This is a genomic window from Candidatus Pelagibacter sp. PS_06 (assembly GCF_059418045.1).
The window spans coordinates 980,132-999,079 of the sequence record NZ_CM182078.1; the positions used below are offsets into that span (position 1 = coordinate 980,132).

The 18,948-nt window shown below is 30.2% G+C and carries 23 protein-coding genes and 1 riboswitch; of the genes, 5 read left to right on the forward strand and 18 right to left on the reverse strand.

What is annotated here, in order from left to right; genetic code table 11:
• Position 1: 1 nt before the first annotated feature.
• The 5 genes from gcvH to AC5SLZ_RS05065 form a co-directional block, all read right to left on the reverse strand.
• The gene (gcvH, locus tag AC5SLZ_RS05045; protein ID WP_028036608.1) at positions 2–382 is read right to left on the reverse strand and encodes a glycine cleavage system protein GcvH; all 381 of its coding nucleotides are present in this window, start codon (positions 380–382) and stop codon (positions 2–4) included.
• Positions 382–1,485 (reverse strand): glycine cleavage system aminomethyltransferase GcvT, encoded by a 1,104-nt coding sequence (gcvT, locus tag AC5SLZ_RS05050; RefSeq protein WP_494615222.1) that lies wholly within the window; start codon positions 1,483–1,485, stop codon positions 382–384. Before gcvT ends, gcvH begins: the two co-directional genes overlap by 1 nt.
• A 77-nt stretch (positions 1,486–1,562) precedes the next feature.
• A riboswitch (glycine riboswitch) is annotated at positions 1,563–1,652 on the reverse strand.
• Positions 1,653–1,675: 23 nt separating this feature from the next.
• Entirely contained in the window at positions 1,676–2,554 is an 879-nt protein-coding gene (locus tag AC5SLZ_RS05055; RefSeq protein ID WP_028036606.1) for a DMT family transporter, read from the reverse strand.
• Entirely contained in the window at positions 2,554–3,498 is a 945-nt protein-coding gene (locus tag AC5SLZ_RS05060; RefSeq protein WP_028036605.1) for a 5-oxoprolinase subunit C family protein, read from the reverse strand. Before AC5SLZ_RS05060 ends, AC5SLZ_RS05055 begins: the two co-directional genes overlap by 1 nt.
• Entirely contained in the window at positions 3,491–4,165 is a 675-nt protein-coding gene (locus AC5SLZ_RS05065) for a 5-oxoprolinase subunit B family protein (protein ID WP_028036604.1), read from the reverse strand. The genes AC5SLZ_RS05060 and AC5SLZ_RS05065 overlap by 8 nt, the downstream gene beginning before the upstream one ends.
• 28 nt (positions 4,166–4,193) lie before the next feature.
• Between AC5SLZ_RS05065 and AC5SLZ_RS05070 the strand changes: the two genes are divergently transcribed.
• The 3 genes from AC5SLZ_RS05070 to AC5SLZ_RS05080 are packed head-to-tail and all read left to right on the forward strand — an operon-like array spanning position 4,194 to position 6,246.
• Complete coding sequence (locus AC5SLZ_RS05070) at positions 4,194–4,967, forward strand: 5-oxoprolinase subunit PxpA (RefSeq protein WP_028036603.1); 774 nt, start codon at positions 4,194–4,196, stop codon at positions 4,965–4,967.
• Positions 4,967–5,455: a hypothetical protein gene (locus AC5SLZ_RS05075; protein WP_051348044.1), complete on the forward strand. Its 489-nt coding sequence runs from the start codon at positions 4,967–4,969 to the stop codon at positions 5,453–5,455. Before AC5SLZ_RS05070 ends, AC5SLZ_RS05075 begins: the two co-directional genes overlap by 1 nt.
• A gap of 5 nt (positions 5,456–5,460) precedes the next feature.
• Entirely contained in the window at positions 5,461–6,246 is a 786-nt protein-coding gene (locus tag AC5SLZ_RS05080; RefSeq protein ID WP_028036601.1) for a putative hydro-lyase, read from the forward strand.
• Here the strand turns inward: AC5SLZ_RS05080 and AC5SLZ_RS05085 are convergent, their stop codons facing one another.
• Genes AC5SLZ_RS05085 through AC5SLZ_RS05100 form a run of 4 tightly spaced genes read right to left on the reverse strand, consistent with a single transcriptional unit; the run spans position 6,247 to position 9,542 of the window.
• Positions 6,247–6,954, reverse strand: a complete 708-nt coding sequence (locus AC5SLZ_RS05085) for a branched-chain amino acid ABC transporter ATP-binding protein (RefSeq protein ID WP_051348042.1) — start codon at positions 6,952–6,954, stop codon at positions 6,247–6,249.
• Entirely contained in the window at positions 6,944–7,666 is a 723-nt protein-coding gene (locus AC5SLZ_RS05090; RefSeq protein WP_028036599.1) for an ABC transporter ATP-binding protein, read from the reverse strand. The genes AC5SLZ_RS05085 and AC5SLZ_RS05090 overlap by 11 nt, the downstream gene beginning before the upstream one ends.
• Complete coding sequence (locus AC5SLZ_RS05095) at positions 7,663–8,676, reverse strand: branched-chain amino acid ABC transporter permease (protein WP_494615225.1); 1,014 nt, start codon at positions 8,674–8,676, stop codon at positions 7,663–7,665. Before AC5SLZ_RS05095 ends, AC5SLZ_RS05090 begins: the two co-directional genes overlap by 4 nt.
• Positions 8,676–9,542, reverse strand: a complete 867-nt coding sequence (locus AC5SLZ_RS05100; RefSeq protein WP_494615226.1) for a branched-chain amino acid ABC transporter permease — start codon at positions 9,540–9,542, stop codon at positions 8,676–8,678. The genes AC5SLZ_RS05095 and AC5SLZ_RS05100 overlap by 1 nt, the downstream gene beginning before the upstream one ends.
• Positions 9,543–9,665: 123 nt before the next feature.
• Here AC5SLZ_RS05100 and AC5SLZ_RS05105 point away from each other — a divergent pair, with 123 nt between their 5' ends.
• A complete protein-coding gene (locus AC5SLZ_RS05105) occupies positions 9,666–10,922 on the forward strand; it encodes an ABC transporter substrate-binding protein (protein ID WP_028036596.1) in 1,257 nt (418 codons plus the stop codon).
• A 97-nt stretch (positions 10,923–11,019) separates the two neighbouring features.
• The gene (locus AC5SLZ_RS05110; RefSeq protein ID WP_494615228.1) at positions 11,020–11,634 is read left to right on the forward strand and encodes a YjbE family putative metal transport protein; all 615 of its coding nucleotides are present in this window, start codon (positions 11,020–11,022) and stop codon (positions 11,632–11,634) included.
• Here AC5SLZ_RS05110 and panB read toward each other — a convergent pair whose 3' ends face one another.
• From panB to AC5SLZ_RS05155, 9 genes are read right to left on the reverse strand one after another with little or no spacing between them, the layout of a single operon-like run.
• Entirely contained in the window at positions 11,635–12,408 is a 774-nt protein-coding gene (gene panB / locus AC5SLZ_RS05115) for a 3-methyl-2-oxobutanoate hydroxymethyltransferase (protein ID WP_494615229.1), read from the reverse strand.
• Between the two features lie 4 nt (positions 12,409–12,412).
• Positions 12,413–12,832: a VOC family protein gene (locus AC5SLZ_RS05120; protein ID WP_494615230.1), complete on the reverse strand. Its 420-nt coding sequence runs from the start codon at positions 12,830–12,832 to the stop codon at positions 12,413–12,415.
• A 22-nt stretch (positions 12,833–12,854) separates the two neighbouring features.
• On the reverse strand, positions 12,855–14,417 hold the full coding sequence (guaA, locus tag AC5SLZ_RS05125; RefSeq protein WP_494615231.1) for a glutamine-hydrolyzing GMP synthase: 1,563 nt from the start codon (positions 14,415–14,417) through the stop codon (positions 12,855–12,857).
• Positions 14,407–14,844, reverse strand: a complete 438-nt coding sequence (locus AC5SLZ_RS05130; protein ID WP_028036591.1) for a hypothetical protein — start codon at positions 14,842–14,844, stop codon at positions 14,407–14,409. The genes guaA and AC5SLZ_RS05130 overlap by 11 nt, the downstream gene beginning before the upstream one ends.
• Positions 14,844–15,920, reverse strand: a complete 1,077-nt coding sequence (guaB, locus tag AC5SLZ_RS05135; protein ID WP_080658530.1) for an IMP dehydrogenase — start codon at positions 15,918–15,920, stop codon at positions 14,844–14,846. The genes AC5SLZ_RS05130 and guaB overlap by 1 nt, the downstream gene beginning before the upstream one ends.
• 37 nt (positions 15,921–15,957) lie before the next feature.
• Positions 15,958–16,569 carry an RlmE family RNA methyltransferase gene (locus AC5SLZ_RS05140; RefSeq protein WP_494615233.1) on the reverse strand — a complete coding sequence of 204 codons (612 nt, stop codon included), beginning with the start codon at positions 16,567–16,569 and terminating at the stop codon, positions 15,958–15,960.
• On the reverse strand, positions 16,570–17,466 hold the full coding sequence (locus AC5SLZ_RS05145; protein ID WP_028036588.1) for a glycosyltransferase: 897 nt from the start codon (positions 17,464–17,466) through the stop codon (positions 16,570–16,572).
• Positions 17,466–18,275 carry a CDP-diacylglycerol--serine O-phosphatidyltransferase gene (gene pssA, locus AC5SLZ_RS05150; RefSeq protein ID WP_494615235.1) on the reverse strand — a complete coding sequence of 270 codons (810 nt, stop codon included), beginning with the start codon at positions 18,273–18,275 and terminating at the stop codon, positions 17,466–17,468. The genes AC5SLZ_RS05145 and pssA overlap by 1 nt, the downstream gene beginning before the upstream one ends.
• Before the next feature lies 1 nt (position 18,276).
• Entirely contained in the window at positions 18,277–18,924 is a 648-nt protein-coding gene (locus AC5SLZ_RS05155) for a phosphatidylserine decarboxylase (RefSeq protein ID WP_494615236.1), read from the reverse strand.
• Positions 18,925–18,948 lie beyond the last annotated feature (24 nt).

Genomic DNA, 18,948 nt, shown 5'->3' on the forward strand with positions numbered 1-18,948 from the left:
TTTAGTTTCCACTTTCCTTTGCAAATTTGTCGTATTCTTCTTTATTCATCAAACTATCTAACTCACTACTATCTTTTATTTTTAATTTAAAAAACCAAGCTTCATTTTCTGGATCTGAATTTATCTTTCCTGGATCATCAACAATTGCTTGATTATTTTCCATTACCTCACCTGATATAGGTGTATAAACATCACTTGCAGCCTTAGTAGACTCTACAACTCCTGCATTACCATCTTTTTCAACTGATGAGCCCACATCTGGCAATTCAACAAAAACTATATCTCCAAGCATTTCTGTAGCATGCTGTGTGATACCTATTGTACCCACATCGCCCTCCACTTTAATCCACTCATGTTCTTTAGAATATTTAACTTCACTCATTAGTTTGCTCCTTTCACATAACTTTTTTTATAAAATGGTAATCCACAAATATTTGCAGGATATTTTTTTCCTCTTACCTCCAACAAAATTTTTGTTTCTTTTTTTGAAAATTCACGATCAACAAAACCCATTGCTATTGGTCCATTAACACTTGGACCAAATGTGCCGCTCGTTATCTCTCCGATCATCTGTTCGTTTTCATCATAGACTTTAGTTTTTTCTCTAGCAATCAATCTACCCTCAGGCTTGATACCAACTCTAATTTTTTTTGCTCCATCATTAATCTGACTGATAATATTTTGAGATCCAATAAATCCACCATTATTCAGTCTCTCCTTGGAAATTGCCCATTTAAGATTTGCCTCTATAGGGGTCGTTTCAGTACTAAGTTCGTGGCCATACAAACAAAGACCAGCCTCAAGTCTCAATGTATCTCTTGCCCCAAGACCAATTAATTTAGCTCCATTTTTTAATAATTCTTTAGTAAATACTTCAGCTAACTCATTAGAAATTGAAACTTCAAATCCATCTTCTCCTGTATAACCTGATCTTGTCACATAGAGTTTTTGATCTTTATACGTAAACCAATTGCCTGACATAAAGCTCAAATCAGCAACTGTTTTTAAAATTTGATTTAAAATATCAACTGACTTAGGCCCTTGGATAGCTATTAATGACCTTTGGTCATCTAAAACCATTTTGTATTTGTCTTTCAGTAAACTAGATAAAATTTTAAAATCATTATCTTTGCACGCAGCATTTAAAATGATTAAAAACCCTTCTTCTAATTTTGTGATAATTAAATCATCATGGACACCGGCTTTATCATTCATTAGAAAACTGTATTTAGATGAATTCAATTTTAAATTATGTAAATCTAGTGGAAAAATCTCTTCTAAATCATTAGTTAAATTATCATCACCATAAATAAATAACTGTCCCATGTGTGATACGTCAAATATTCCAGAATTTGATCTTGTAAATTTATGTTCTTCAATAATACCTGAGCTGTATTGAATTGGCATTTCATAACCAGCAAACTCTACAAACTTAGCTTTATTGTCTTGGTGAAGTTTATTTAAAGATGTTTTTTTTATTTCCATATCAACTCTTTGTACCCATCTGTATATTTGCCTGAGAGTTTTGCTCCTTCGGCGAGAATTTAATCTCTTTCCAGAGTTAATATGTTACGGTCCTTTTTACCTGAGAGTTTCCTGGGTGGTTGCTCCTTCGGTGCTACAAAGTTTGTAGTCTCTCCCGTTAAAATGTAATTTATCAATTATTTAAGAATGGTCAATGAGAAATACTTTTTTTATTCTTAGATAGTAACGAATAAAACTGTATTAAAACGGCAAAAAGAATTATTGCTCCACCAATCAATCCATACGTTGATGGTCTTTCGCTTACAAACACAAAAGCCCAAATAGGACCAAGCACAGATTCTGATAACATAATTATTCCAACCATTGCAGAAGGTGTTGTTCTTGCTCCTGTAGTGATAAAAATAAAACCTAAACCAACTTGAAAACAACCTGCTATAAACCCTAAAAATATATCATGTGGAGAAATCATAATCTTTGTCGACAAGAAATAGCCGACTAAACAAGAACATATTCCAGCATAAAATTGCGCAGGAACCATATCAACTGTTGGAAATTTTCTAACAATAATTATTAAAATTGCAAAAGTAATTGGCATTGTAAAAGCTGCTAAATTTCCAGATAATTCACCAGGTGTTAATGAGTTGCCAACCATTAATAATACACCCGTCATTGCAAGAATAATTGAAGTTAAGGTAATCGCAGAAATTTTTTCTTTTAAAAAGAAGTATCCCAATATAGCTAAAAATAAAATTTGAAGAGATATAATAAAATTCGTATTAGCAACTGTTGTATTGTACATTGCAAAAACATAACCACAGAAACCAAAAGATAAAATAATCCCACCGATAAAACCTGGTAAACCTGAGTCTTTAAATGCTTTAAAAGTTTTTTTTCTGTAACTAATAACTAAAAAAGCTAAGACAGTTAGAGAAAAAAATAAGGACCTCCAAAATAATATCTGCCATAAGGTTGAGCCCTCAAAAGATTTAACAATTAGCCCACCAAAACTTAAACTACATGCTCCAAGAAATACTAAAAGTGGACCTGGAAGTTTTGTGATTATGTTCATTAAATTTGTGAAAGTAAATTCTGAGTTTCCATTTGATACAACTTAAATAAAGTTTCCGCATCAGATAATTCAATTTCTTTAAACTTTATTTTAGATCCAGATGATATTTGAACTAATCTGTCATAATCAACACTAGCGACAACAGCAATTTTTGGATATCCACCTATTGTTCCATGGTCTGACAGCATTATGATAGGGTTACCATCCGCTGGAACTTGAATAACTCCTTTCAACAAACCTTCAGATTTAATATTAGTATTTATAATATTTTCTATTTTTGGGCCTTCTAATCTCATCCCCATTCTGTCAGATAATTTTGAAACTGTGAATTCTTTTTCTAAAAAAATTTTTTTTCCTTCGTCTGAAAAATAATCAAAATTAGTTCCTCTGATTATTCTAATATTTTCTATTTTTGAATTAAGATAGTTAATTTTCGTTTTACTTATATTTTCATTAACTTCAGAAATTTTAATTTTTTGATCTTCTTCTAATTTTTTACCTTCATTTGAGCCAATGTTTGCTTTTGTATTAATTGAACAACTACCCCACTGTAATTTTAAATCAAAATTGCCTGAGATTGCTAAGTAACCATAAACAGATTTGTTTGTTGATAGAATATTAATCTCATCCTCATTACCTAACTGATAACTTTCATAACAATTTCCATCTATTTCTTTACCTTTTTGAATTAATTTAAAGATAACATCGCCAGTAATAACAATATTAATTTTATTTCCATAAAATTTTAATAATGGCCCCTGATAAGCGAACTCAATAACAGGTGTATCTAATTTATTGCATACTAACTTGTTAGCTAATAAATAATTTCTGTTATCCATCGCTCCACTAAATGGAATACCTATATGATACAAATTATCTCTACCTTTATCTTGAAAAGTTGTATTTATACCTGGTCTTAGTACTTTAAAGAAATTATCAACCATTATAATTTTTATATTCCTCTAATGAAATCTGTTTAAATCTAACTGTATCACCTGGATTAATTAAATTTGGTTCCTTTTCCTTGGAGCTATCAAATACTTCAAGTGGTGTATTACCAATTATGTTCCAACCACCTGGGCTTTCAAATGTATAGATATTAGCAAATTGTTCAGTCATGCCGACTGAACCTTTTGGAACTTTTACTCTAGGAGTTTCCAAACGTTGAGCTCTCATTTTTTCATCTAAATCACCTAAAAAAGGCATTCCAGCAATAAACCCTGTCATGTAACAAAAGAATTCTTTGTTAAAAAAATTTTCTAAAATCTCAGTTCTCTTTAAGTTTAATTTTTTTTCTAATCTTTCCATATCTAATGAAAAAGTTAAATCACAACAAACTGGTATTTCTAAATTTTTATTATTCATATTAGGCGCTTCACTTTCACTAAGTGATTCAATTTTATCTTTAATTTCTTTAAAATTTGTTACTTCAAGATCATAGGAAATTATTAGTTTATTATAAGAAGGAGTAAGATTATTAATTCCTTTAATATTTTTTTCTCTAATAGCATTAAAATACCTAATCACTTTAGAATTAATTTGTTTATTAACCTCAGTTCCAAAATCACAATAAAGAGCTGCGTCACCAAGATTTGATATATTTTTTATCATGCCATGTTATACTTCAACAATTAAGACTATGGAAATTAATATAAATTGTGATTTAGGTGAAAAATCTAAACAGCATTCTAACAAGTATGATCCAGATTTACTTGAAATAGTAAATTCAGCTAATGTTGCTTGTGGATTTCATGCAGGTGATGATGAGTCCATGAATCAAGTGGTTCAAATATCAAAAAAAAATGGTGTGAGTATTGGTGCACATCCTTCGTTTAATGATCCTGAGAATTTTGGAAGACAGAGAATGAATTTATCTTCTGCTGAAGTTAGAAAATTGATAATTGACCAATACGAAATTTTACAAAAAATTGCTGATAATTATGGAGAAAAAGTTACTCATATGAAGCCTCATGGTGCACTTAACAATATGGCTTGTGAAGATATTGATCTAGCAACAACTTTAGCTAAGACTATCACTGAAATTAGTAAAGATTTAATCTATCTTGTTCCTACTGGTTCCAAAATGGAAGAGGCTGCCAAGAGATTTAATATGAAGATTGCCTGTGAAATTTTTGCGGATAGAAATTATGAAGATGATGGAAATCTAGTTTCCAGAAAAAAACCACACGCATTAATTACTGATCCTGAAGAAGCTAAAAAACATGTATTAAACATGGTAAAAACTCAGTCACTTAATTGTCACAGTGGAAAGCAAATACCTTGTGAAATAGACTCTGTATGCATACATGGAGATAATGAAAGTTCGTTAGCTACAGCAAAATCAATTAAAGATAATTTAATTGATAACGGACTCAAACTAAAACCTTTAAACTTAATGGAGAAATTTATTTAATGATAAAAAAATATTTAATTGTATCTTTTTTTATAACTTTATTTTCAATTAGTTCACATGCAGCTGGCACTGATGATGGTTCATCAAAAGTTAAATCTAATTATGACAAAGCAGTTTCACTTATAAAGCAAGCAAAAAAGTATGAAAAAAAAGGTAAAACTAAAAAAGCAAATAAAAGATATGAGAAAGCTCAAAAATTATTGCTTACTTCTAATAAAAAAAAGCCGCTTCAAGCAAATACTCTAAATTACCTTGGATTTACAACTAGAAAACTTGGTGATTATGAAAATGGAGAAAGATATTATCTGCTAGGTTTGGAGATTGAGCCTAACCACAAAGGTATTAATGAATACTTAGGTGAGCTTTATGTTGTGACAAATAGAATTGATCTTGCAAAAGAAAGATTAAATGTATTAGCAAATTGTAATTGTGAAGAGTATGGTGAGCTTAAGGAAATAATTGATGGAACTAAAACATCAAAATACTAGTTCATATGCTTGATATACAAGATCCAATAGAAGCAAGAAAAGTTATCAGAAGTAATGATTATACTGAGCAAACTGCTGGATCTGCAAATAAATATGTTCAAGGAAATATATGTATTTTACCAAGTAAGTATGCAATGGATTTTGCCTCATTTTGTCAAAAAAATCCTAAACCTTGTCCTTTAATTGGATTTGGCACTAAAGGTGATCCTTCTTTAAAAGATTTAGGAGATATCGATATTAGAACTGATGTGCCTCAATATAGAGTATGGGAAAAAGGAAAAATTATTGATGAACCTTATGACATTAAAAAATACTGGAACGAAGATTTAACAACTTTTGTTTTGGGATGTTCAATGTCCTTTGAATTACCTTTAATTGAAGCAGGAATACCTATTCAACATATAGAAAATAATACTATTGTACCAATGTATCGAACATCAATAGACTGTGAACCTGCGGGCCAGTTTTCAGGAAAACTTGTAGTATCAATGCGGCCATTGAATTCAAAAGATGCAATTAGATCTGTTCAAATTAGTTCAAGATTTCCAGCTGTTCATGGTGCTCCTGTGCACCTTGGTGACCCTTCAGAAATTGGAATTAAAGATATAATGAATCCAGAATACGGCGATCCGCCAAAAACATTTAAGAATAATGAAATTCCAGTTTTTTGGGCTTGCGGAGTAACACCACAATCTGTTTTACAAGATTCAAAACCAGATTTTTGTATAACGCACAGTCCCGGAAAAATGCTTATAACTGATAAACTTAATAATGATTTAGCAGCTTTGTAATTAATTTCCTAAAAAGACTTTAGTAACTTTTTCATTATCAATTAGATCTTCTGATTTACCATCGATAACTAATCTTCCACTTTCTAAAACATACCCTCTATCAGCCATACTTAACGCTAGTCTTACATTTTGCTCTACAAATAAAATTGAAATTCCTTGTGCAACTATAATTTTAAAAATTTTAATTAAGTCTTTCATAACCATAGGTGACAAACCTAAAAATGGTTCATCAACCATTAAAAGTTTTGGAAGACCCATCATTCCTCGAGCGATTGCTAACATTTGCTGCTCACCACCAGACATTGTTTTTGCTAACTGATCTGATCTAGTTTCTAATTTTGGGAAAATTTTATAAACTTGATTTAATGATTTTGATAACTTTTCTTTTGCCCTTGGATGCCAGGCACCCAATATGAGATTTTGTTTAACAGTAAGATGAGGAAATACTCTTCTTCTTTCAAGCACATGTGAAATTCCTAATTCAGTTCTTCTATAAGTTGGAATATTTGAAATTAAAGTATTATTAAAAGTAATAGATCCTTTTTTATGTGCAACTAAATTACTTATAGTGTTTAAAACAGTACTTTTACCAGATCCGTTTGGTCCTAATAGAGCAACCATTTCTGCTTTCTTAACATTTATAGACACATCCCAAATTACTTGAAAGTCATCATATAAAACGTCAATATTTTTAATATCAAGCAGCATCGAATGTTCCTAAATAAGAGTCTACAACCTGTTTATTATTTTGAATTTCTTTAGGAGAGCCATAGGCTATTCTTTCTCCTTGATCTAGAGCTAAGATATTATCTGAAATCTCCATAATGATATTAATATTATGTTCAATCGTAACAATTGTAACTCCTGACTTTTTAAGTTTTTTGATAAGCTCCACGAGACCAGGTATAGTTTTTTGGTCAACACCACCAGTTACTTCGTCCATTAGTAATAATTTTGGCTCTATTGCCATAGCCCTTGCCATCTCAAGTCTTTTTCTTTGTCCTGTAGAAAGCTCTTTTGCAAAATGATGTCTCTTCTCAATCAAGTCAACAAAATCAATTATTTCTAAAGCTTTATCTCTAGCCTTTTTAATATTTTTTTCTTTAACAAACGAACCTATCATTACATTTTCAAGCAATGTTTGATCTGCAAATGGTTTTAATTTTTGAAATGTTCTTCCAATACCTAGGTTACTTATTCTGTCAGGAGTTAATCCATAAATATTTTTTTCAAAAAATTTAACTTCACCAGTATCAGCTTTTGTATACCCTGTGATTAAGTCGAATAAAGTTGATTTTCCTGCACCATTAGGACCAATTACTCCAAGTATAGTGCCCTCTTCAACCTCAAAAGAAATATTATTGTTTGCTTTAATTCCACCAAAAGCTCTGCTTAAATTTTCTACAGATAAAATTTTCATCTTTGTTTTTTTCTCTCTAAAATATTTTTTGGAACAAAAGATATAAGTCCATCTGGTCTAAAGACACAAATTAACATTAATATTAACCCATAAAGAATTAAATCTACCGCACCCCCTGTGCCGCCTAAATATATTCTTGAATATTCTGAAATTGGAATCAAGATTGCTGCTCCAAGTAATGGGCCCCAAACATTACCTATTCCACCAAGGACAGTTATCAATAAAACAATAATTGATATTTCAATATTAAAAACTCTATCAGGGTCAATTATTAAAATATATTGAGAAAATAAACTTCCCATTGGAGCCATAATCATCGCTGATATCACGTAAGCAATGATTTTATAATTTGAAACATTAATACACAAACTTAATGCCGCTTGAGGATCATCTCTCACTGCTCTTAATCTAAATCCTAATTTTGATCTACTTAAGATCCAAACCAAATAAAAAGTGATTAAAAAAAATACTAAAAAAACATAATAGTAAGGCATTTTACTTGTGTGAAATTGAAGCGCTAACCAAGAGTCACCAGATGTCATTGGAACCCATAAACCAGATGCTGCACCAACTAAATCCCATCTTTGAAAAACTACTTGAAAACTTATGCCTATCAGCAATGTTGCAATTGCAAAATAATGCCCACTTAATCTAAGCATTGGTATTCCAATTAAAACTGCAGCAATTCCTGAAAAAATTATTCCAAAAAAAATGCTTATCCAAGGAGAGATACCGTACTGAACATAAAAAAAAGAAGTTGCGTAAGCCCCTATGCCAAAGAAAGCACCATGGCCAAGACTAATCTGACCAGAAAATCCAGCTATCACATTCCAAGATTGAGCCATAACTGCATGCATGAAAATCATGATCATTAAATGCAGATAAAAAGAGTTTAAACCCAAATGAGGTAGTGCAAATAATAATAAAACTATACCAGCGATTAATGAAATAATTTTTTTGTCTGTGTTCCAAAGTGGCTCTGCTTGTGCGGTTAATAATTTATCGTTCATTAATATCTCCCAAATAAACCCTGTGGTTTATAAATCACCACCAATAAATAAATTGCAAAGACATACAAAAGTTTAAAAGATGGGTCTATTAATAAGCCACCTAATGACTCTACAAGGCCTATGATTATTCCTGCATACAAGCAGCCAATAATACTTCCAAAACCACCTAGAGCTACGGCAACGAATGCAAATAATGCAAAATTAATTCCTACATCAGTAAAAATGAAAAAATAGTTAGCCATCATTCCTCCTGCTATACCCACACATCCAAGTCCAATTGCCCACCCAATTGCAAACATTTTGTTTGATGGAATTCCTAAAATTTCAGCTGCATGTCTGTCTTGAGCTGTAGCTTGTAAAGCTAAACCAGTTTCTGTTTTTGTGACAAATAGATACAAAGCTATGAAAGCAACCAAACATACCAAACTTGCAATTAGTTGTGGCTGACCAATAAAAACAGAGCCTATTTCAAGCCTACCTTCTAATAATGGATTTTCTACATTTCTAAAATCAGGTGTCCATAACAATTGAGCTATAGATCTTATAAATATTGATAAACCAAAAGTTGCACAAATTTGAATTAACATTTTTGCTTTTAGAATGTATCTAATTAAAAAATAATGTGTGAGTATTCCACAGATGGCCATCAACAAAATCGTAATAGGTATTGAAAAAATTGGATCTAATCCAAATAATGACCATAACCAAAATGAAGAAAACATTGATAACATTAGGTGTTCACCATGAGCAAAATTAACAATATCCATTAATCCAAAAATTAAACTTAGTCCCGCAGCTATTAAAGCATAAATTAATCCCATCATTAGACCGGTAACAATTGCTTGAAGAATAATCTCTGATGTCATTTTGAACAAATATAAATTAGATTATGTATAAACATTATATATAATTATCAAAGTATATCATTGAATTGATTTTATATATGGTATTTAATTAATTATTAACAAAACAAATATGAGGGGAAATAAATGAAAAAATTAATACTTACAGTATTTACTTTTTTATCATTAGTTTGTGCGCCTGTAATAAGTTCTGCGCAAGATGTTAAAATTGGAGTGCTGTATCCATTAACTGGTCCTGTAGCCCAAGTTGGTAAGGATGCGGTTGCTGCAGTACAAACTGCATTAGATATTATTAATAACAGCCACAATATTCCTGGTATGCCTTTAGCAAAAAATGCTGGCTTAAAAGGTTTAGGTGGTGGAAAAATTTCAATTGTTGTTGGTGACCATGGTGGAAAACCAGATATTGGGGTTGGTGAAACAGAAAAAATGTTAAACTCTGATAAAGTTCATGCAATGTTTGGAGCTTACTATTCATCAGTTACTGGTGCAGCTAGTCAAGTATCTGAAAGAGCTGGTATACCTTGGGTTAATGGTGAGTCTACATCTCCAAAATTAACAACAAGAGGATTTAAATATTTCTTTAGAGTTACACCTCATGATGGTGAATTTACTCAATTAATGTTTGAATTTATGAATGATTTCAACAAGAAGAATAATAACAAATTAAATACACTTGGTATTATTCATGAAGATACATTGTGGGGATCTGATAGTGGTGGAACGCAAAATAAAATGGCTGAAGGCCAAGGCTTTAAAGTTGTAGAGAAGATAAGTTACAAAGCAAAAACAACATCTTTAAGTTCTGAAGTACAAAGATTGAAAGCAAAAAACCCAGATGTTTTATTGCCATCATCTTATACAGCTGATGCATATTTGTTTTTAAATACAGCAAAAGAACTTGATTATAACCCTAAGCTTTTGGTTGCTCAAAATGCTGGTTATACAGATCCTAAGTTTATAGCTACAATGGGAAGTAAAGCTGAAGGTGTGATTACAAGATCGCCTTTTAATACTGACTTAGCGACTACTATTCCAATGATAGGAACTGTAAATGATCTTTTCAAAACACATTCAGGTGGAAGAGATCTATCTGATGTGCCCGCTAGAGCATTTACTGGATTTATGGCTTTAGCTAATGCAATTAATAATGCAGGATCAACTGACCCTGAAAAAATTAGACAAGCATTAGTTAATCTAGACATGTCATCAGATTCATTAATTGTTCCTTACAGAGGTATTAAATTTGGTGCAGATGGTCAAAATGAAAAAACAAGAGGTATTTTAATGCAAGTTCAAGGCGGAAAATACTGTACTGTTTATCCGTTTGAATTAGCTGCATGTAAATTGCAGTACCCAATGCCTACTTGGGCACAAAAATAATTTTAAACAATATTATTAAAGGCGATCATTAATTTGGTCGCCTTTTTTTTATACTTTTGATTGAATTATTAAAAATTTAAAATATTATTAAATTATCTTGATAGAAGAAGCCATAATACTACTCCAAATTATATTCATAGATATTATCTTAGCAGCGGATAATGCTATTATAATTGGTTTAATAGCTGCTAACTTTGTTCCGAAATATAGAAAACAAATAATTTTATGGGGTGTTGCTGGTGCTCTCGTTTTTAAAGTTATTTTTGCAATTTTTGCCACTTATCTTTTTGAATTCTATTTCATAAAAATCTTAGGAGGGTTGCTTCTAATTTGGATTGTTAATGATCTGCGAAAAGATTTAGTAGAGATGAAAAATAAAGTTAAAACTCCAACAAAAAAATTGAAAGCACCATCATATATCAATAGTGTATACAAAGTATTATTTGCAGATATTACAATTAGTTTTGACAATGTAATTGGGGTAGTTGGGGCGGCTAAAGGTTATTTTGGGTTTATGATTTTTGGCCTTGTTTTATCGGTGGTTCTCACAGGTGCCTTAGCAACTTACATGGCAAATTATATACAAAAACATATTTGGATTGCCTATGTAGGATTAATCTTAATTTTAATAGTTGGTTTACAATTAATTATTGGTGGATTGGTTGATTTAGAAATACTTAAAATTAATGAGAAATTTATTAAGTATTTTTAATTAATACGAGTGTTTCTTTAAAGGAAATTTTTTGTATCTAACTTCTTTAGCATAACTTGCCACTGCTTTCGTCATCTCTTTTCTAATATTTGAATATCTTTTAACAAATCTAACATCAATTGGATTAAGACCTATTAAATCATCAAATACTAAAATTTGCCCATCACAATTACTTGATGCTCCTATCCCTATAGTTGGAATATCTATTTTTTTAGTAACTATTTTTGCTAAAGAAGTTTCGACACATTCTAATACAATTGAAAAAGCTCCAGCAGACTGCAATAATTGTGCATCTTTTAAAATTTTACTCCTTTCTGAATTTTTTTTACCTTTAAATTTAAATGTTTTATCTGTTTGAGGTAAAAGACCCAGGTGTCCCATGACAGGAATCTTATTTTTGACTAATATCTTAATTGTTTGACAAATTTTTTTACCACCCTCTAATTTTACTGCATCAGTTTTTGTTTCTGACATAATTTTTTTTGCATTTTTTAAAGCCTCTTTTGGATTTCTGTATGTGTTATGAGGCATATCAACTACCATTAAACTTTTTTTAACACCCATCCTTACACTTTTAGAGTGTTCTATCATTGAGTCTAAGCTTACTTCTCTAGTTGATTTATAATTATATAAAACTGAACCTAGAGAGTCTCCTACAAGTATAACATCACAAAAATTATCCAAAATAGTTGCAATATTTTTAGAGTAAGCTGTTAAGGATACAATCTTAGATTTATTTTTTTTAGCAATTAATTCTAGAATCTTTTTTTTCATCGACTTACCAAGAGCCGGTATTTTCCATTGAAGCCCATGGTTCTTTAGGCTCTAAATTTCCTTCTTGAAGTATTTCAATTGAAATTTTGTCAGGAGATCTAACAAATGCCATATGACCATCTCGTGGTGGTCTATTAATAGCGTAACCCATATCCATTAATCGTTGACAAGTATCATAAATATTATCAACTCTGTAAGCTAGATGCCCAAAATTTCTTGACCCTTCACCTAGTTCATCGCCATCCCAATTATATGTTAACTCAATTTCTGCTTTTTCATCATTTGGGGCAGCTAGAAAGACTAGAGTGAACCTACCTTTTTCATTTTCCATTCTTCTTGTTTCTTTTAAACCTAATCCATCACAAAAAAATTTTAAAGACTCATCAATATTTTTAACTCTGATCATAGTATGTAAATATTTCATATTATTAATATATAGTTTAAAACTACTCTAATTCAATAGTGCTAGGTGGTTTTGAGGTGATATCATAAACAACTCTATTAATACCTCTTATACTATTCACTATTTTATTTGAAATTGTTTCCATGAAAGACTTCTTAAATTCATAAAAATCAGCTGTCATTCCATCTTCGGAAGTAATTGCTCTTAACAAGCATAAGTACTCATAAGTCCTATTATCACCCATAACACCTACTGTTTTAACGGGAAGTAATGCTGCATAAGCTTGCCAAATCTTATGATATAAACCGTGATCCTTTAAAGCTTGAATAAAATAATAATCAGCTTCCTTGAGAATTTTTATTTTATCATTGGTAATTATCCCTGGCATTCTAATTGCTAGACCAGGCCCAGGGAATGGATGTCTTGAAATAATGTCTTTGGTTAAATTTAATTCTAAACCTAATTTTCTAACTTCATCTTTAAAAAGAAACTTTAAAGGTTCGACAAGTTTTAGTTTCATCTTTTTTGGAAGTCCTCCAACATTATGGTGAGACTTAATTTTGGATGTTTGACTGCCTGTTACTGATTTACTTTCAATTAAATCTGGATAAAGAGTTCCTTGAGCTAAAAATTTTACATTTTTAATTTTTTTTGCATATCTTTCAAAGATTTTAATAAAAAGATTGCCAATAATTTTTCTTTTTTTTTCAGGGTCAGAAACATTATGTAGTTTTTTTAAAAATTCTTTTTCAGCATTTACATAAATTAAATTCATTTTTAATCTTTTTTTAAAAGTCTGTACAACTTGCACTTCTTCATTTTTTCTCAAAAGGCCCGTATTAACAAAAATACAGTAAAGTTTTTTACCAATAGCTTTATTCAGTAGCTGAGCTACTACGCTACTATCAACACCACCTGATAAAGCGCAAATAACTTTTTCTGATCCAACTTGATCTTTAACTTCTTTAATAAGTTGAATTTTTTGGTCTTTAGAAGACCAATTACGTTTAATTTTACATATCAAAAAAATAAAATTACTTATCAGTCTTTTACCATTTTCAGTATGTGTTACTTCTGGATGAAATTGAATTCCATAAAATTTTTTTAATTTATTTTCTACAATTGCAAATTTTGAATTGGTACTGGAAGCTATTACTGTAAAGTTTTTTGGAAGTTTTGACACTTGATCTGCATGACTCATCCAAACTTTTTTAATTTTTTGTTTATTAAAAAAATTTTTAGTTAAAAGACTTTCTTTTTTTTTATATATATTTGCTAGTCCAAATTCTCTGTGTTTTGATTGTTTGACGCTTCCTCCATTAAGTTTGGAAAGTATCTGATGACCAAAACAAATCCCTAAAATAGGAATATTTAAATTAATAATTTTTTTATCAAATGAATATTTGTTTATTTGATAAACATTTAGTGGTCCACCAGATAAAATAATTCCTTTAATTGTCTGATCAATATCTTTTAATTTTATTTTTTTATGACTTATGATTTCAGAAAAAACACCTAATTCTCTTGTTCTTCTTGCGATTAGCTGTGTAAATTGAGAGCCAAAATCTATAATTAATATTTTATCTAGATTTTGATCAAGACTCATTTTCTGGTTCTATATTTTTAAGGGACTTTTGAATTTCATCATTTTCATCACATAATTTTTCACAAACTTTGACAAATGTTTGAGAAAGATTTTTAACTTTTGAATAATTTGATTTCTTTAAAGCTATTTTCATCAACATCAAAATAGCTTCCTCATTATTTGGTTCTATTAACAATGCTGTATCTAAATTATACTCTTCTTTCCTCTGATTTTCTTCATGATTATAAATTTTCGCCAAATAAAGATAGGATTTAGCATCCTTTGGATTGAAAACTATATTTCGCTCTAACATAAAACGCGCATCATCATATTTTTTATCCTGATACATTTTTAACGCTTCATCAAAAAAGTTTTCTTTACTAGACGCAATATTTGTAAAAAAAATTAAAAAAAGTGCTGGCGTAATTATTTTAAAAAATTTATTCATTAATATTTACTATCATTTTTAACCATATCTACGTTATGAACCATGCTTTCATAAAATCCTGCTTTAGTAATCTTAACAAAATTTGGTTTTACTCTTAATTTTATAATATTTTTTGAACCAAGATAACCCATGGATGATCTTAATCCTCCAATTAATTTATAAATAATACTTCCAACATCACCTTTATATTTTGCAAATCCCTCAACACCCTCTGGAACATATTTTGATGTGTCTTTTTGTTTAGCTTGAAAATATCTATCTGCTGAACCTTTGTTCATTGCTCCTACAGAACCCATACCTCTAAAACTTTTAAATAGTTTTCCATTTTTCTTTATCAATTTACCTGGTGTTTCATCTGTCCCAGCAAATAATGACCCAATCATTACAGCATCAGCTCCTGCTGCAAAAGCTTTTGCAAGATCCCCTGAGTATTTAATTCCACCATCTGAAATTATTTTTACATTTTTATTTCTTAATCCATTTCTTACTGACAAGATTGCGCTCAATTGAGGAACACCAATCCCAGCAACTAATCTTGTTGTACAAATTGATCCGGGACCAATTCCAACTTTGATAATATCAACACCTAATTTAATTAAATATTTTGCAGCCTCTGGCGTTGCAATATTTCCTGCACACAAAGCAATTGTCTTTTTTTTAAATTTTTTAATAAATTTAATTATTTCTCCTACTTTTTTAGTATGTCCATGAGCAGTATCGACTACTATTAAATCAACACCTTCTTTAATAATTGCTTCAGCTCTCTTAAATTCATTTGGTCCAGCACCAACTGCTGCACCTACTAATAATTTTTGTTTTTTTACTTTTTTAATTTCTAAAATTTGATTTTTAATTTCCAAATTTCTATGAATGACACCTATTCCTCCTGATTTAGCTATAGCTATTGCCATCTTACTTTCTGTAACTGTATCCATTGCAGATGATAAAAGAGGAATTTTAAGTGTTAGGCTTTTAGTTAATTGAGTTGCTGTATTAACTTCAGAGGGTAATATTTCTGAATATTTTGGAGCTAATGTGACGTCATCAAAGGTAAGTGCTTCTTTTATAGGAACCATAATCTTTTATATACGATTCCTTTTAAATTTAAAGTGTCTATCTAAGTTTGCTGCAAATGATAAAGCTTTCCTTAGAGTCTTTCCTGCTAGATTTAGGTTTAAAAACCTTAACTTCCTTAAAAAACTTTTTTCCTTCTGCTACTATTTCATTAAATGTGCCACCCATAAAAATTTTTGAAATAAAGTATCCTTTATCAATTAAAAGATCTTTTGCAAAAAACATAGCCTCCTTACATAATTCACCGGTTTGGATTGAGTCAATATTTTTTATTCCTGTCGTATTTACCGCCATATCTGACATAACAACATCAACTTTTTTGTTTATATGCTTTTTAATTTCATCTTTAATGTTTTCTTCAGTAAAATCACCTTCAATTTGAATGGTATTACCTATTGGCTCCATCGCTTTCAAATCGATTGAAATTAACCTCCCACTTTTTACAGTTTTAGCAACGTATTGTGACCAGCTACCTGGAGCGGCACCAATGTCTATGACTGAGACACCACCTTTAAAAATTTTGAATTTTTCATCTATTTCAATTAATTTATATGCAGATCTTGCTCTATATCCATCAACCTTAGATTGTTTAACGTAGGTATCTCTCCTTTGTTTATTTACCCAATTTTTAGAAATTTTATTTTTTTTCAATTAATTATTAAATCTAAGTTTTATCTCGATAATTTTGCCATCTAGACATTCAATTTTACTAAGAAAATTTTTATTATTTCTAATTTTGTCATTATGCTTTCCAGCAAAATGAACAATGCCAATTTCATGATTAGGTAAATAGGGCTCAACATATGTTTCTCTATCAGGATCATACTTCATTCCTTCTACATGTGTCCAATTACAATATGCTGGTAATATTTCAACTGGAAGGTTGTCATTATGAATTGTTATATTCATTGCAATCTGCTCAGATCCCCAAATTTTTCCAGACTTTAACGCTTGTTCTAAATTTTTTTGCCAAACTTTCCAATGTGAAGCATTAGCCTCTAACGCAAATACTCCTATATTCAAATGAGGTTTTGTAGCAACTTGTCTTGCTATTTTTTCCGAAAAACCTGATGATTTTGCGTGTTTATAATTTTGCGATTTTACTTTAGCATAGCCCCAAAAAAGCCATTTTACTCCTAACCCACCATAAGCTCTATCTGCATTTGTTGAAATCGAAAGTTTGTTATTTTCACATCCTTTAAAATATAGCTCAATAACTTCCCATGAATTGACCCAAGCATCTGCATCTATCCATAAATATTTTTCATAATTAGGAAAATACTTTGGAAGAAAAGCTCTTGATACTTGGCTTTTAAGCCATTCTTTCCCTTTAATTTTGTAATCAGGAACTTCTATGTCCCAATCAGCAGGTTTTATTTCGTCCACTTTTTTTTCTAGAATAGCTTTTTGATCATCAGTCAAACCTGCATCCATTATACAAATTGCAGTATTTTTGCTTTGTTGAAATCTTTTTATTGAATCTACTAATTCATTAATTAACTCAAAATAATTAGAGTCAGCAAGAGAAATGATGACATTTTTTCTCATTACAACACATCTTCGAGATCTTCATCATTCTCTTCAAAAGAATCTTTATCTTGATTTTGTTTTTTCATTTTTTTATAGCTAAAAAAACTAACTGGTAACAAAATTAGATAAATGATTGAGCTAATTGAGATTATTACAAAAGGATAAACGAGTAGAAGTCCAAAAAAGAGAATTATTCCAAATAATAAAAAAATAGTTGCTTTTCTTTGAATAACTATCTTTTTAAATGAGTAAGTGGGAAATTTACTTATTAACAATAAAGACGTTAATATAAAAAATATAGGTACGATAATATTATAATCAAGTTTGATATAATCAAAGTTTGATAAACTTACAATTAGAGGTGACAAAACTAAAATCCCACCAGCTGGTGATGGAACTCCTTCAAAAAAATTGTCTTTCCATGATGGTTCCTGATTTGAATTTACATTAAACCTAGCTAATCTTAAAGCAACACAACTTACATAAATTAAACATAACAACCAACCAAATTTACCTAGTGAACTTAATGTCCAAAAATACATAATAAATGCTGGTGCAACACCAAAACTTATTACATCTGCTAATGAATCTAATTCTTTTCCAACTTCAGATGTCCCCTTAATTAATCTGGCAATTCTTCCATCTAACCAATCAAATAAAGCTGCAAAAATTATTGCTATAATTGCTAGATCAAACTGTGCATTAAAAGAAAATCTAATAGAAGTTAACCCAATACAAACTCCTATTAAAGTCAACATATTAGGTAAAATTACTCTAGCATTTTTCTTATCTGTAATAATTTTTAAATTATTTTTTGGTTGTTCCATCTTATTTCTTTGCTAATAAAGTTTCACCAGATATTGTTTTTTGCCCAACTTTTACTAGTGGTTCATAATTTTCATAATAGACATCTGCTCTACTACCAAATCTAATCATACCAATTCTATCACCTTGATTAAGCTCTTGACCATTGTCAGTCTCACAAACAATTCTTCGTGCAATAAGACCAGCTATCTGAACTACAATAATATCATTTCCATGTTTGTCTTTTAGCTTATAATAATTTCTTTCATTGTCTTCGCTTGCTTTATCTAAAGATGCATTAAAAAATTTTCCAGGTTTATATAAAATCTCTTCAACTTTTCCTGCACAAGGTGTTCTGTTAACATGGCAGTCAAAAACGTTCATGAATATACTTATTTTTTTAAATTTTTTATTTTCAAGATTGACTTCTTTTGGTCCATCTACTTCTTCAACTTTAATTACTTCACCATCAGCAGGGCTAACTAAGTAATTGTCATCTTCAATTATAACTCTTTCAGGATCTCTAAAAAAATAATAAACCCATACAGTTAACAACAATGCAATCATTCCTAAAAAACCACTAATAAATAATAAAACAAGAGTTATAAATCCTGCTATGACTAAAAATTTATATCCTTCAGTGTGGATCGGTGGAAATATCTTGCTAAACATATTCTTCTATTTGCTAATTTTTGA